This window comes from Niastella sp. sgz303648 (assembly GCF_059587045.1).
Map to the genome: position 1 here is coordinate 283,426 of NZ_JCAPSW010000007.1, position 13,643 is coordinate 297,068.

General features: G+C 43.8%; 11 protein-coding genes. 6 read left to right on the forward strand and 5 right to left on the reverse strand.

What is annotated here, in order from left to right; all coding sequences use genetic code 11:
• Window positions 1-36: 36 nt before the first annotated feature.
• From AC59IL_RS21575 to AC59IL_RS21600, 6 genes are all read left to right on the forward strand, one after another.
• On the forward strand, window positions 37-327 hold the full coding sequence (locus AC59IL_RS21575) for a cell division protein ZapA (RefSeq protein ID WP_496554271.1): 291 nt from the start codon (window positions 37-39) through the stop codon (window positions 325-327).
• A gap of 296 nt (window positions 328-623) precedes the next feature.
• Window positions 624-2,186: a ribonuclease Y gene (gene rny / locus AC59IL_RS21580; RefSeq protein WP_496554272.1), complete on the forward strand. Its 1,563-nt coding sequence runs from the start codon at window positions 624-626 to the stop codon at window positions 2,184-2,186.
• A gap of 90 nt (window positions 2,187-2,276) precedes the next feature.
• Complete coding sequence (gene rplS, locus AC59IL_RS21585) at window positions 2,277-2,654, forward strand: 50S ribosomal protein L19 (RefSeq protein ID WP_496554273.1); 378 nt, start codon at window positions 2,277-2,279, stop codon at window positions 2,652-2,654.
• Window positions 2,655-2,838: 184 nt separating this feature from the next.
• Window positions 2,839-3,090, forward strand: coding sequence for a Sec-independent protein translocase subunit TatA/TatB (locus tag AC59IL_RS21590; RefSeq protein ID WP_496554274.1), 252 nt, complete (start codon window positions 2,839-2,841; stop codon window positions 3,088-3,090).
• Between the two features lie 59 nt (window positions 3,091-3,149).
• On the forward strand, window positions 3,150-4,595 hold the full coding sequence (gene gatA / locus AC59IL_RS21595) for an Asp-tRNA(Asn)/Glu-tRNA(Gln) amidotransferase subunit GatA (RefSeq protein ID WP_496554275.1): 1,446 nt from the start codon (window positions 3,150-3,152) through the stop codon (window positions 4,593-4,595).
• A gap of 177 nt (window positions 4,596-4,772) precedes the next feature.
• Window positions 4,773-5,864 carry a lytic transglycosylase domain-containing protein gene (locus AC59IL_RS21600; protein WP_496554276.1) on the forward strand — a complete coding sequence of 364 codons (1,092 nt, stop codon included), beginning with the start codon at window positions 4,773-4,775 and terminating at the stop codon, window positions 5,862-5,864.
• A gap of 139 nt (window positions 5,865-6,003) precedes the next feature.
• On the opposite strand, the gene AC59IL_RS21605 is transcribed toward AC59IL_RS21600, so the two are convergent.
• The 5 genes from AC59IL_RS21605 to AC59IL_RS21625 all read right to left on the reverse strand — a co-directional run bounded on the left by AC59IL_RS21605 (window position 6,004) and on the right by AC59IL_RS21625 (window position 13,567).
• Window positions 6,004-7,293, reverse strand: coding sequence for an anthranilate synthase component I family protein (locus AC59IL_RS21605; protein ID WP_496554277.1), 1,290 nt, complete (start codon window positions 7,291-7,293; stop codon window positions 6,004-6,006).
• Window positions 7,294-7,328: 35 nt separating this feature from the next.
• Window positions 7,329-7,802: a hypothetical protein gene (locus AC59IL_RS21610; protein ID WP_496554278.1), complete on the reverse strand. Its 474-nt coding sequence runs from the start codon at window positions 7,800-7,802 to the stop codon at window positions 7,329-7,331.
• Between the two features lie 94 nt (window positions 7,803-7,896).
• The gene (locus AC59IL_RS21615) at window positions 7,897-9,162 is read right to left on the reverse strand and encodes an adenylosuccinate synthase (RefSeq protein ID WP_496554279.1); all 1,266 of its coding nucleotides are present in this window, start codon (window positions 9,160-9,162) and stop codon (window positions 7,897-7,899) included.
• Window positions 9,163-9,317: 155 nt separating this feature from the next.
• Window positions 9,318-10,622 (reverse strand): RagB/SusD family nutrient uptake outer membrane protein, encoded by a 1,305-nt coding sequence (locus AC59IL_RS21620; protein ID WP_496554280.1) that lies wholly within the window; start codon window positions 10,620-10,622, stop codon window positions 9,318-9,320.
• 17 nt (window positions 10,623-10,639) lie between these two features.
• Complete coding sequence (locus tag AC59IL_RS21625; protein ID WP_496554281.1) at window positions 10,640-13,567, reverse strand: SusC/RagA family TonB-linked outer membrane protein; 2,928 nt, start codon at window positions 13,565-13,567, stop codon at window positions 10,640-10,642.
• Window positions 13,568-13,643 lie beyond the last annotated feature (76 nt).

Sequence of the window (13,643 nt, forward strand, 5' to 3'; positions counted from 1 at the left end):
GATAAAAATAGAACAAGCATTTCAAAATTGCAAGCAATGGAAGAATTAATTCCAATAAATGTGTTAATCGGCGACAGAACCTACCGCATTCGTATTGCTCCAACCGACGAAGAAGTGGTTCGTAAAACACTAAAGCTGATAAATGATAAAATTTTAGAATTTAAAACCACTTTTGCCGGCAAAGACATGCAGGATTATGTGGCCATGGTGGTACTTTGGTACGCTACCCAGCAAAAAGCCGGCGACAGCCAGCCCCTGGTCGACAATGAAACCGGGACCCAATTACATGCGATAGAAAAGTTACTCGACCGTATGTTGCTGGATTGAAGTTACCAGTTGCCAGTCACCGGGTACCAGGTAACCGGTAACTGGCAACAGCCCTTCCCTGCTTTTTAACACAATTCAAACTATTGGAAGCCTCAGCCGGCAAACCATCCAACCATTTAACAATCATTCTCTCAGATTTCCAAATTTTCAAATCTTCAAACGGCTGAACTTCAAAATGCTTTAAGTACCACTGCCTCTTTTTTTGTATTTTCGCACATTCAGATCTCACTATGCTAAATCTTGCGAAACATAGAGAGGGAGAGATAATGTAGAAACCTTTAAACATGTAAAACACAATGGAGAGCATTTTAACCTTAATTATAGGGGTAGTGGCATTACTGGCCGGTATAGTTGCCGGCAAATTCATATTTGCCAAGAACACACAGCAAAAAATCGACGAAGCAGAAAAACAGGCCCGGAAACTTGTTTCAGATGCACAAACCAGTGCCGAAACAATTAAACAGCAAAAACAACTTGAGGCAAAAGAAAAATTTCTGGCACTGCGCGCCGAGCACGACAAAGAGGTATTAGACCGCAACCGTAAATTAAGTGAAACCGAAAACAGGGTACGACAAAAAGAACAATCCATTAATTCAAAAATGGATCAGCTCGAAAAACAGGTTAAAGAAAACGAAGCCATTAAAGAAAACCTGAACCGGCAGATAGAAGTTGTAAACCTCAAACGCACCGAACTCGAAAAGCATCAGGAAGAGCACATCCGCCGGTTGGAAAAAATTGCTGGTTTAACAGCCGAAGAAGCGAAAAAGCAACTGGTTGAAAGTCTTAAACAGGAAGCCCACACCCAGGCACTTGCCCTGCAGCAGGAAATCGTTGACGACGCCCGTCAAAAAGCAAATAAGGAAGCCCGTAAGATCATCATCCAAACCATTCAACGCACTGCTGCCGAACAGGCCATCGAAAATTCAATCACAGTATTTAACCTCGAAAGCGATGAAATAAAAGGTCAGATCATTGGTCGCGAAGGCCGTAACATCAGGGCCATTGAAGCCGCTACCGGTGTTGATCTTATCGTAGATGATACCCCTGAGGCTATCATTCTTTCATCTTTCGATCCCCTTCGCCGCGAAATCGCCCGCTTAAGTTTGCAACGACTGGTGGCCGACGGACGTATTCACCCGGCACGTATTGAGGAAGTGGTTGAAAAAACCCGCCGTCAGATCGAAGAACAGGTAATAGAAATAGGTGAACGTACAGTTATTGAACTGGGTATTCACGGATTACATAAAGAGCTGGTTCGTATCGTTGGTAAAATGCGTTTCCGCTCATCGTATGGTCAAAACCTGCTCATGCACAGCCGCGAGGTTGCCAACCTGTGCGGTGTAATGGCTGCAGAACTTGGTTTGAACCCCAAACTGGCCAAACGCGCCGGTTTACTGCACGATATTGGTAAGGTGCCCGACGAGGAATCTGAACTGAGCCACGCCCTGCTGGGAGCCAAGCTGGCCGAAAAATATGGCGAAAACCCGGCTGTGATAAACGCCATCGGCGCCCACCACGACGAAATGGAAATGCAGTATGTGATCTCCCCCATTGTGCAGGCCTGCGACGCCATCAGCGGCGCCCGCCCGGGAGCACGCAGGGAAATCATGCAACAATACCTGCAACGTATTAAAGAGCTCGAAAACCTGGCCATGGCATACCAGGGGGTTGAAAAAGCCTATGCTATTCAGGCCGGTCGTGAATTGCGTGTAATCGTTGAAGCTGAAAAAGTTACCGATTCCGATTCAGACAAGCTTTCATTTGATATAGCCCAGAAAATACAAACCGAAATGACCTATCCCGGCCAGATCAAGGTAACCGTGATCAGGGAAAAACGGGCTGTAAATGTGGCGAAATAGAAAAAAATGCAGTAATCAGGCAGGTTTCGGAAATTAAAAGTAAGAAATTGGATTTTTTAATTACCTTTGCCTCCCCAAAATTTGAATGTCATGAATGCAGCAGTTCAATTTGTACATGAGCAGTTGACAGGAAAAAAAGAGTTCCCGAAGTTTAAAGCGGGTGACAATATAACTGTGAACTATAAAATCATCGAAGGTGGTAAAGAGCGTATCCAAAGCTTCCGTGGTGATGTTATCAAACGCCAGGGCCAGGGCGGTACCGCAACCTTTACCGTTCGTAAGATCTCCGATGGTGTGGGTGTTGAAAGAACATTCCCTATTTATTCACCCAATATCGAGTCGATAGAGTTGAATAAAACAGGTCGTGTTCGCCGTGCAAAACTTTACTTCCTGCGCGAGCGCAGTGGTAAAAGTGCCCGTATCAAAGAAAAGCGCGTTAACACTACTCCTACAGCAGTGGTTTCATAATCACTGGTACATAAAACTATTTAATCCCGCCGCATAAGGCGGGATTTTTTCGTTAATTAAGTATGTTAAGCATCGGCTAATTGGCTATTTGTACCGATGGCATCATGTAATTTGCAACACATTTCTGCGTTTTACATAGCAAAAGGACTTAATTTTGCATTTATAACTATTTAAAAAGTTTATCATGTTAGTGAGTATTAATAACCTGTTGTTCATCTCAATGCCTGGTGGTAGTGAGTGGTTGCTGATTGTACTGGCTGTGCTGGTGCTGTTTGGTGGACGTAAAATTCCTGAATTCATGCGCGGTATCGGCCGTGGTATCAGAGAATTTAACGATGCCAAAAACAACGTGAAGAAGGAAATCGAAGATGGTATTAATGAGAAGGACACCAACAACAAACAATCTACAACTACGACTTCTTCTCAGACCCACTAATCGCCTTCACATAACAAAAATTTTGCACCCGTTTTGTATTTCAAAGCCGGTAACAAGCATTGTTTAAGTATCACTCAATAGCGCAATATCAAAATGAACTGCTTACCGGCACCACTACGTGTGTTGAAGCGGTTCAACACTACCTGCAGCAGATCGATGCACGCAGAAACTTAAATGCGTATATAAATACTTATTCAGAAGAAGCTTTACAACGTGCTGCTGATCTGGATGCCCGCCGCAAGGCCGGTCATTCCACAGGCAAACTGCATGGCGTAGTAATAGCGCTGAAAGATGTGATTGCCTTTAAAGATCATCCGCTTTCGGCCGCTTCACAAATCTTAAAAGGTTTTACTCCTATATATAATGCAACGGCCGTTGAAAGATTACTGGCCGAAGAAGCCATTATCATCGGCTCTACCAACTGCGATGAATTTGCTATGGGCTCAACCAACGAAAATTCATCGTTCGGCAAGGTATTGAACGCGCTCGACGAACAAAGAGTGCCCGGTGGATCTTCAGGAGGCTCTGCCGTAGCTGTGCAGGCTGGCTTATGTATGGTAAGCCTGGGCAGCGATACCGGCGGCTCGGTACGCCAGCCGGCCGATTTTTGCGGTGTGGTAGGTCTTAAACCTACCTATGGCCGAATTTCGCGCTATGGCCTCATCGCTTACGCCTCTTCATTCGATCAGATAGGCATTTTCGCCGCCAATGTGCCCGATGTGGCCATTGTGCTGGAAGTAGTTGCCGGCGCTGATGATTTCGACAGCACCAGTGCTCCTCAAAAAGTGGATGCCTACAGCGATCTACCCGCATTGCCCGCAAAACCGCTTCGTATAGGCTATTTTAAAGAAGCGCTCGAAAGCCCTGCCCTTGATAAAGAGATTGGCGAATCGATTCTCGGTTTTACCGAAAAGCTGAAAGCCGATGGGCATACGGTTGAAGCAGTTGACTTTGAATACCTCGATTATATTGTTCCCGCCTATTATATATTAACCACCGCCGAAGCCTCATCAAACCTTTCACGATACGATGGGGTGAAATATGGGCACCGGAATACGGGCAAAAACATTTCTTTAACAGATTTTTATTGTGCCACCCGGTCAGAGGGTTTTGGATGGGAAGTAAAAAGACGCATTATGCTGGGAACCTTCGTTTTAAGCGCGGGCTACTACGATGCGTATTTTACGAAAGCCCAACAGGTGCGTAAGTTACTGGTTGATAAGATTAATATGATATTCAGCCAGTTCGATGCTGTACTGTTGCCCACCGCCCCTTCCACGGCCTTTAAGATCGGTGAAAAGACCGAAGACCCGATTTCGATGTACCTAGCTGACATTTTTACAGTTTTTTCGAACCTTACCGGCATTCCCACCATCTCAATTCCGCTCTTTTGGCACAGTAATGGTATGCCTTATGGTCTGCAGATTATGACAAACCAATTTTCCGAGTTATATTTGCTGCAGCTATCCCAACAGTGGATGCAACAGTTCAGGCACGCCGGCTAATGAAAAGCCTAAACCCCTTCGACCCCCGGCCTTTAATCTGGAACTGTTTCTCCCAAGAATCCTAAGAAAACAACATCATCCGTTTCATCCTGTGTCAAACATGTTACCATGTTCGTGTTACGTGTTACGTTGAATCCATACCGCCGGGTCGATCATTAGTAGTTTTAAAAAACGATGATGAAACGAAAACTTTTTATTGCAAGCTCATTAGGTCTGGGTTGGTTGTGCATGGCATACAGTAGTGACCACGGAATTGCAATTAACCCCGACTCAAAGGTTAAAAAGCTAAACACAATTGTTCTTTCGCAACAATTCGAATTCCCTGGAAAAATAGCCAATGATTCCGCAGATCCCCAGGAAGACGATTTAACCCATGCATTTGAAATGGGTTATAACTCCTCTAATGGCATCAGACTTAATCCCCGCGCCATACAGTTTGTGCAGGATTATATGGAAAAAAATGGCGATGACCTTCGCAAAATGAAGGGCTGGGCACGACCGTATTTTAATATGATAGATGGCGTTCTGAAAAAATATGGTTTGCCTTCTGAATTAAAATACCTCGCCGTTATTGAATCAGAGCTGAAATCAACCGCCACCTCATGGGCCGGCGCTGTTGGTCCCTGGCAACTGATGCCTCAAACAGCCCGTGATCTGGGCCTAAAGGTTAACCGCTCCATCGACGAACGTAAAAGTTATACCAAGAGCACACAGGCAGCCGCCTTGTACCTTCGTGATCTTTACAGGGAATTTGGCGATTGGCTGCTGGTTATCGCCGCCTACAACGGAGGTCCGGTCAATGTATATGCAGCCATCAAAAAAAGCCAGGGCAGCCGCAACTTCTGGAAAATTCAGTATTACCTGCCAACCGAAACCCGTATGCATGTGAAGAAATTCATCGGCACTCACTATGTTTTTGAAGGCCAGGGCAGTGTTACCACCTTAACCAAGGCCGAAGTAACCGAACAAATAGGTGTTACGGCCACTTACCTGTTAAACCGGCGTTTATCTACCGCCGAAATGAACGATGCCAAAAGCCTCGAAGTGTCGGGTAAGTACTATTCAGCCGCCATTGCCAAAAACATTATGATGGACCTGAATGAATTTAACCGCTATAATCCCGATTTCGACGCCATTATGGCCAGCAATAATAATGCGTACGAAATGAAGTTGCCAACCGATAAAATGGAGCTTTTTGTAGCCAATAAATATATTATCCTCAACGAATCGGTGCAAATGATGTTAAGCGGCGCTACGGTAGGAAAATAATTTTTCGGCTCAGCTAAAAATAATTATCTGAATGCCATCCGAAAGGGTGGCATTTTTATTTTGAGGTTTGTCGAATTTATTCTGAGCGTAGTCGAAGAATAAAACAATCGATCCTGAGCGTAGTCGAAGGATCGACGGATCAACTCCCTAATACCTTCTTAATCGCCGCGGCTTTTAATAAACACTCTTCATATTCTTTTTCGGGATCGCTGTAAAAGGTGATGCCCGAGCCGGCCTGAAACGACAGGTATTTGCTTTGGGCATTGTACATGATGCTTCGGATCACTACATTAAAATCGAAGTCTCCTTCAGGTGTTATATAACCCAAAGCGCCTGAAAAAATACCGCGTTTGGTTTTTTCGTATTGCTCAATGAGCTGCAGCACCCTTTTTTTGGGAGCGCCGGTCATGGAACCCATGGGGAACGTAGCTCTTATAGCATCAATAAAATGTATATCGGGCCGAAGCTGACCGCTGATGGTAGAAATCATCTGGTGCACCTGGGGAAAGCTGTAAATGCCAAACAATTCATCTACCTGCACCGAAGCCTCCTCACATATTTTCGAAAGATCGTTTCGAACCAGATCAACGATCATTACATTTTCTGAGCGGTCTTTGGCGCTGTAGTACAAAAGTTCTTTATTCTTTACATCTTCATTTACATCAAACAGATTCCGTTGCGAAGTGCCTTTGATGGGCTGGGAAAATATTTTATCGCCTGTTTTTTTGAGATAGCGTTCGGGGCTGGCGCATAATAGATACCGGTAGCCGGTTTTATAAAATGCCGCAAACGGGTTGGGCGATGTGTTACTTAGCGAACAATAAACCTGCAGCGGATCAATAGAAACATTTTCGGAATAAAATTCCTGGCAGAAATTGATCTCATAACAATCGCCGCGCAAAATGTGCTGCTGCAACTGCTGTATGGTATGAATATATTCGTCCCTGCTTATGCGGCTGTTGATATGTGTTAGCAACTGAGCGGGCGATGCAGTTACCGGTTCGGCGGCACATATTTCATGAAAAACAGCTTCCTGTTGCCCGTCAAAAGCGCCGATGCTTAATTCATGCTGGCTTAGCTGCAGAACAACTTTTGGAATAAAAAAGCAAAGGTCGGGAAAGCCGATGCCATCGGCATTATGACTGGTAAGCCCTTCGGTTTCGTTTTTCAGGTCATAGCTTAAATGACCAAAAAGCCAGTCTTTATTTTCTTCGTATACATGCAATAGTTGGTCAAATGCATTGCCAGCCGTTGTGGTAAGGGTATGAATTGCCCCGGCTGCCACCATGCATTCGATGCTGTGATGCGGCAAATGGTATTGCTGGTTGTCGAGAAAACAACAAATGTTGAACCGGTTAGCCCAGCTCAACATTTGTAATTTCGTTTGCTGAAAATCAGCTACGGGAAATGATATAAATTGTCTGCGCACTGTAGAAACAGGGTGAGCAGTTACATTAGTGATCACTAAAAATCCTCCTCATCGTCATCGAATCCACGATCGTTGAACAGATCGAGATCTTTGAACTCATCATCGATGCCGAGGTCGTCGTCGTCGCCTCCTTTCCCTTTTTTTCCGGCACTACCACCACCGCTACTGCCACCACTAACTTTTTTTCCTTTTGATTTGGGTAAATCAAATTCTTCAAAGTCAGGGTCCCAGTCTTCTTCCTCTTCGGGTTTATCCCAATCATCTACTTCATCATCAAGATCCGCATCGTCGTCATCATCGTCATCGCCCTCTTCATCGGATTTTTTTGAAGATGCTTTACCTGCTTTTTTAGCGACTTTCGGCGTTTCTAACTCTTCATCTTCCATGTCTTCATCATCCTCATCTTCTTCTTTCTTAGGTTTCGATGAGGCCTTTTTGGGAGTTTCCTTAGAAGACTTTGGTGCAGGGTTTCCGCCAGTCTTTTTTTCCTTGTCAGATTTTGCTGCCATTGTCTGGTAAGATTGAGGTGTAAAATTTCAGCGAAGTTTTTAATTCGCCAAATTTTTTAGAATAATTTTTTCTGTCAAAAATCCGATATGAAAACTACTGAATTTCTATCAATTGTTCGCGTCCCGGACCATTTGAAATATATTTTATATTCACACCTAAATATGAATTAATAAATGATACATAGTCTGTCATTGCTGCAGGTAACTGACTGGCCGACCTAAATGTTTCGATTCCCGTTTTCCAGCCTTTAAAACTCTTCCATTCCGGTGTAATATCCACTTTAGTCATCTGAAAAGGAACAGCTTCGGTTTTCTGACCATTCACTACGTAAGAGGTACACACATTTAGTTCCTCAAAAGCATCCAGTACGTCGGCTTTGGTCATAACCAGTTTGGTAACACCGTTTACCATACAGGCAAATTTCAGGGCTACCAGGTCAATCCAGCCGCAACGTCTTGGACGGCCGGTGGTTGCTCCAAATTCGTTGCCTATACGACGTAATTCTTCGCCCGTTGCATCGTGTAACTCTGTAGGAAAAGGACCGCTTCCAACACGTGTGCAATAAGCTTTGGTTACGCCAATTACTTCACGAATTTTTTGCGGGGCCACGCCTAAACCGGTACAAACGCCAGCCGATATAGTATTTGATGAAGTTACAAAAGGAAATGTTCCGAAATCAACATCGAGCATACTTCCCTGTGCACCTTCTGCTAAAACTTTTTTGCCCTGGCTGATTTTTTCATTTATGAAATATTCACCACTTACAACCTTGAATTGTTTCATAAACTCGAGCGCTTCAAAGAACTCTTCTTCCCAGGCCGAAATATCTTCATGAAAGTTAAGACTATCGAGCAATTTCTGGTGTTTCAGGCGTAAACGGATGTATTGGGTGGTAAAACTCTTATCTAACAAATCTCCTACCCTAAGCCCGTTACGACCTGTTTTATCCATATACGCAGGTCCTATACCCTTTAATGTAGAACCTATTTTGTCGTTCCCTTTCGAAAGCTCCGATGCTTTATCCAATGCCCGGTGTGTGGGCAGTATCAAATGTGTTCTTTCTGAAATAAATAAATTTTTCCGGTAATCAATACCAAACGATTTAACCGTTTCGCATTCTCTTTTTAAAATAACCGGATCGAGCACCACGCCATTTCCTATGAGATTAACGGTATTCTCGTGAAAAATGCCCGAAGGAATTTGATGCAGAACTACTTTTTTATTGTTCACGTATAAAGTATGGCCTGCATTGGGCCCTCCCTGAAAACGTGCAATAACATCATAATCAGGCGCAAAAAAGTCCACGATCTTACCTTTACCTTCGTCGCCCCATTGAAGGCCTAATAAAACATCTACCATTGAAATATTTTTGTATAAATGCTGAAATACCGCCAGTGACGGGAGCGCAAAAATAGGCGAATGTGGTAAAAGCCGGAAAAATAAAACAGAGGCGATTTTTTAAAAAATAATCGCCTCTGTTTTTAACCTTATTGAAAGTTAACCTTATATAAATCTCAATTTTCTGTTAATGGCAGCGGGAATTTTTCCCACACATTGTCATCGGGCCGGTCAAGCGGCAACTCATTCAACCGGTTATACCGCCGCATATCTACCCAGCGATGACCTTCAAAAAATAAAGAATACCGTCGTTGATTCAGCATTTCAGTTATTAAAGCAGCCTGTGTAATGGCGCCTGTATATGCCGGAAGATTATGACCCGTTCTGATTCGGTTCAGGGCTACAATTGCATCGGGAAATGCATTGGTTTGTATTTTGGCTTCGGCATAAATCAAAATCAGCTCTTCATTGCGAATAACAGGCATAGGCGCTGTGCTGGAAGTATACACCCAAACATCGCGATCACTTGTTAAATTATCGTTGGTAACAGGGGCATCCCGTAAAGTAGCTTTCCCGATCCTGTCGTCGCCTGCAGCTATATCTGCAGCATACGACGGATGCGCCACCCTTACTTCTCCATTATTGTTTTGCGGAAAAAATGCCAGGTTCAACTGATCATTGGGGCCTGTTGAATATACATGAAACACCCCGGTACTGAAACCTCCATTCAGGTCAAAAAAAGATTCATTCAATAAGGTAAGTGCTGAAGACCATTGCTGACGGTAAACAGCTACTCTGGCTGCCAGCGCCCGGTTAAATTTAATAAAACCACCCACACTACCGAAATTGCCAAAACCCGAAGAAAGCGTAAAGGCAAAACCGGCGCCGCTTAAATCAGTATTGGCTTCATCCAGCAAAGCTGCAATGGCCGTGAGCGATTCGGCATACCCTATTACAGGACCCGGCTTATCGGGATCTTCGACCTGGATCCGTACACCGTTGGTATAAGTCACATTGAGATTCAATAATAACTCATACGCCTTAATTGTTTTGCCAAAGCCTAAATATCCTTTCTTTTCTGCTGCAGTAATTAAGGTTGAATTACCGGCTGCAGCTATCAAAATATTACAATTCTTTACCACCCGGTAACGGGCGTTCCACGAATTGGTTAAATAAAAAGTATTATTATCGAGCGTTTGTGCGCCTTTACCAAGTAAGTCAGAAGTATACCGGGGCTCTGAACCTGCAAAACGATACATTTCACGCCCAATAACACCTGCTGCATCGAGGTAAAAATCTGTGGCATTACGCATACCCGATTCTGTTCCTGTAACAACGTTGTTCAATTGAAATTTGGTAGCGTTGCCGGTGAGGTCTTCGATAGTAGAACCGTTCATGCTGGTATATTCTTTTTTGCACGATGGCAGCAAACCTGTTAATACCAGCAAACAGGTAATATAATTGATGAAAATATTCTTCATAATAATAATTTTTGTTGTTAGAAGTCGACCAATAAATGAAAGGTGGCCCGCTTTGAAGAGGGGAAAGGCATTACATCTACGTTTGTAGAAAAACCGGTTCCGAAGTTGGATACTTCAGGATCGTAGTTTTTGTAAGGGGTACGGGTAAAATAATTATTTGCCGAAACGCCTACCTGCAGGTTCTTCACAAAATGTACCGGCAAAGTGCCAAAAGTATAATACAAAGCCACTTCGCGCAAACGAAGATAACTGGCATTTTGTATAAGGTATTGTCTGTTACCTGCAGAGTACTGGGCAAGTCGTTGAGCACCTTTTGTACTGCCATCTTTTGTAGGTTCATCATAATCGGGACTGGTACCACCGAAGTCGTTCAATAATTCGCTCAGGTTAATATTATCGCCTTTGTATTTCCAATGCAGCAGAAAGCGGAAGCTGAAATTTTTAAGAAAAGTGATGTCGTTAAAAAAGTTCATCTGGAATTTTGGCGCCGCATCTCCCAGTTTAATTACGCCCGCAGCGCCGGCCGAGCCAACGATTTGCGTGGCCGATTGCCCTTCCTCAATTCTGAACGTGCCTAACGAAGGGCCAAAAACGCCCAGATCGGTAGAGGGTATATTTAGTTTGGTTACTTTGGAACGATTAGTCCAGAAATTTACTGTTGTGTTCCAGCGAATATTTTTGTTAGATACAGGCTGGCTGTTTATACTTGCTTCGAAACCCCTGTTACGCAAATTGCCTGCATTCACCCATTCGTTCGAAAAACCGCTGGAGCCTGCTGTTTGACGCTGCAGCAAAAAATCCTGAATATTTTTTTCATAAAAAGTAACCTCAACATTAATCCTGCTTTTCAGAACACTAAAGTCAACCCCTCCTTCTATTTCAGAGGTTCTTTCGGGCTTAATGTTGGGAGTTCCCCGCAGGGTATTCACCAATAACCCTATGCTGCCATCAATGTTAAATATGCTCATGGTGCTGAATTTGCTTCCAAAAGCAGGAAAGTTACCCGCCTGGCCATAAGCAGTTCTGATTTTCAGATTATCAAAAAAGGGAATATTCCAAAAACCCATGTGGGTAAGATTCCATGATAAAGCAGCCTTAGGGTAAGCATAATATTTATTCGCATCGCCGTTATTGGTTGATTTATCGAATCGTATACCGGCAGTAAGAATAACAGCATCGAAAATGTTTGCTTCTTCCTGCACAAAAATGCCGTTGTCCTGATATTTATTACGCAACTGTGTCGACGTTAATGCACTGGCCTGGTCAACATTCGTTTGGCCGGCTACTGTTTTGGTGGCTACATTCAACAGGTTATCAAAATCTCCCTGCTCCTGAGTAATACCGGCCGAAGTAGTAAAACCAAGATTCTCCAGCGGCATGAAATTATTTACAACAGAAAGAATATAGTTAGCATTCAGGCTTTTGGTAAATCCATGTATGTTGGTTCCCTGACTTACTGTTTGAAATTGTAATGAATTGGGAAATAAGGCAGTTGTTTTCATGCTATAGAAGTCAATACCTCCACGGCCTATTAAACGGGTGGTTGAGCGGTTTGATTTTTGAAAAATGGCATCTACGTTTACGCCTGTTACAAAACGGTCAATTGCTTCGTTATTGGTAACCTTATCCCTTGTTTCAATAGGGTTCGAAGCGCTGTATTTGTTCTTTGGATAATTGCCCAGTGAATCGGGGTGCAGCTCAGTAAACCCAGGCGTAGAAGACAGCGCCACGCCGAGCGTCACCGAATTATTATCGTTATTGGTTAATGCCCGGTCGGCCGATGAATTGATATAATTGGTTGAAACGCCAATTCGGATATTATCGTTTAAGCGGTGATCTACATTTAATCGTATACTATTATTCCGGTATCCGGTTCTTTTAATAATACCCTGTTCGTCTTTTTGTGCGGCAGAAAAATAAAAACTGGTTTTGTCGTTGCCGCCACTAATGCTTAATGCACTATTTCGGGTAAACCCGATTTCGCCATATATTTCTTTTTCGTAATCATATATTTTGCCGGCAGCAACGGCAGCATTGTATTCAGCAACATCCCATTTCTGCTCCTGCACAATTTTGGCAGTAAGCGAGCGGGTACCCAGCAGCTTTCGGGCTTTTACAAAACCCAGACTTTGCGAAAAGCTAATTTTTGTTTGTCCCTGTTTACCGCGTTTGGTGGTGATCAATACTACGCCGGCCGCGGCCTTTGAACCATAAATGGCTGCGGCTGAAGCACCTTTCAAAATTTCAATGCTCTCAATGTCTTCGGCCCGCAGATCGGCTATACGGCTTGAAGGATTATCCTGGTTTGATGAATTGCCTCCCCTCGCTGCTGCGGTTACCGAATTTAAACCGGCCGGTGTGGCTGAATTATCAACAAACACTCCATCAACAACAAACAAGGGCTGTGTATTGCCATATACAGAGGTTACGCCCCGCAGTTTGATAGAAATACCACCACCGGGAGCACCCGAATTGGCATTGATATAGGCACCGGTAATTTTGCCATTCATGGCTGCATCGAGCGTTTGTGCCGGCGCGCCACCTGTTAATTCTCTGGCAGATATGGTACCCACGGCATTAGCCAGGTTTCTTCTTTTGGTACTTGTAGCCAGGCCCGTTACAACTACTTCATCCAATTTGGCTACGTCTTCCTGCAACTGAACCACCAGGCCGGAGCTATTTTCAGTTACAGTAACTGATTGGGTTTTATAACCTATAATTGAAAATTCCAGCACAGTCCCTTTGCGCGGAACCGTTAAGATGAATTTTCCATTAGCATCTGTAGCGGTACCAATAGCGGTGTTACGCACTTTAACAGATGCAAAAGGAATCGGTTGGCCGGATGGGCCGGTAACTATACCAGACACAGTAGTCTGTGCCAATAGGATTGCAGGCAAGGCAATCACTATGAATACAAGCAGGGCTTGTTTCAAAGTTTGTCTCATACTCATGTAGCTTTTGATTTATAATATGTATTAAAAAAGAGACTAATGCGGGAAAATAGGATTCCGTCCCGGCCCT

Coding starts and splice junctions, on each gene's coding strand:
- AC59IL_RS21620 (WP_496554280.1), bottom strand. CDS start 10,622: ATGAAGAATATTTTCATCAATTATATTACCTGTTTGCTGGTATTAACA.
- rny (WP_496554272.1), top strand. CDS start 624: ATGGAGAGCATTTTAACCTTAATTATAGGGGTAGTGGCATTACTGGCC.
- AC59IL_RS21615 (WP_496554279.1), bottom strand. CDS start 9,162: ATGGTAGATGTTTTATTAGGCCTTCAATGGGGCGACGAAGGTAAAGGT.
- AC59IL_RS21600 (WP_496554276.1), top strand. CDS start 4,773: ATGAAACGAAAACTTTTTATTGCAAGCTCATTAGGTCTGGGTTGGTTG.
- AC59IL_RS21625 (WP_496554281.1), bottom strand. CDS start 13,567: ATGAGACAAACTTTGAAACAAGCCCTGCTTGTATTCATAGTGATTGCC.
- AC59IL_RS21610 (WP_496554278.1), bottom strand. CDS start 7,802: ATGGCAGCAAAATCTGACAAGGAAAAAAAGACTGGCGGAAACCCTGCA.
- AC59IL_RS21590 (WP_496554274.1), top strand. CDS start 2,839: ATGTTAGTGAGTATTAATAACCTGTTGTTCATCTCAATGCCTGGTGGT.
- AC59IL_RS21575 (WP_496554271.1), top strand. CDS start 37: ATGGAAGAATTAATTCCAATAAATGTGTTAATCGGCGACAGAACCTAC.
- rplS (WP_496554273.1), top strand. CDS start 2,277: ATGAATGCAGCAGTTCAATTTGTACATGAGCAGTTGACAGGAAAAAAA.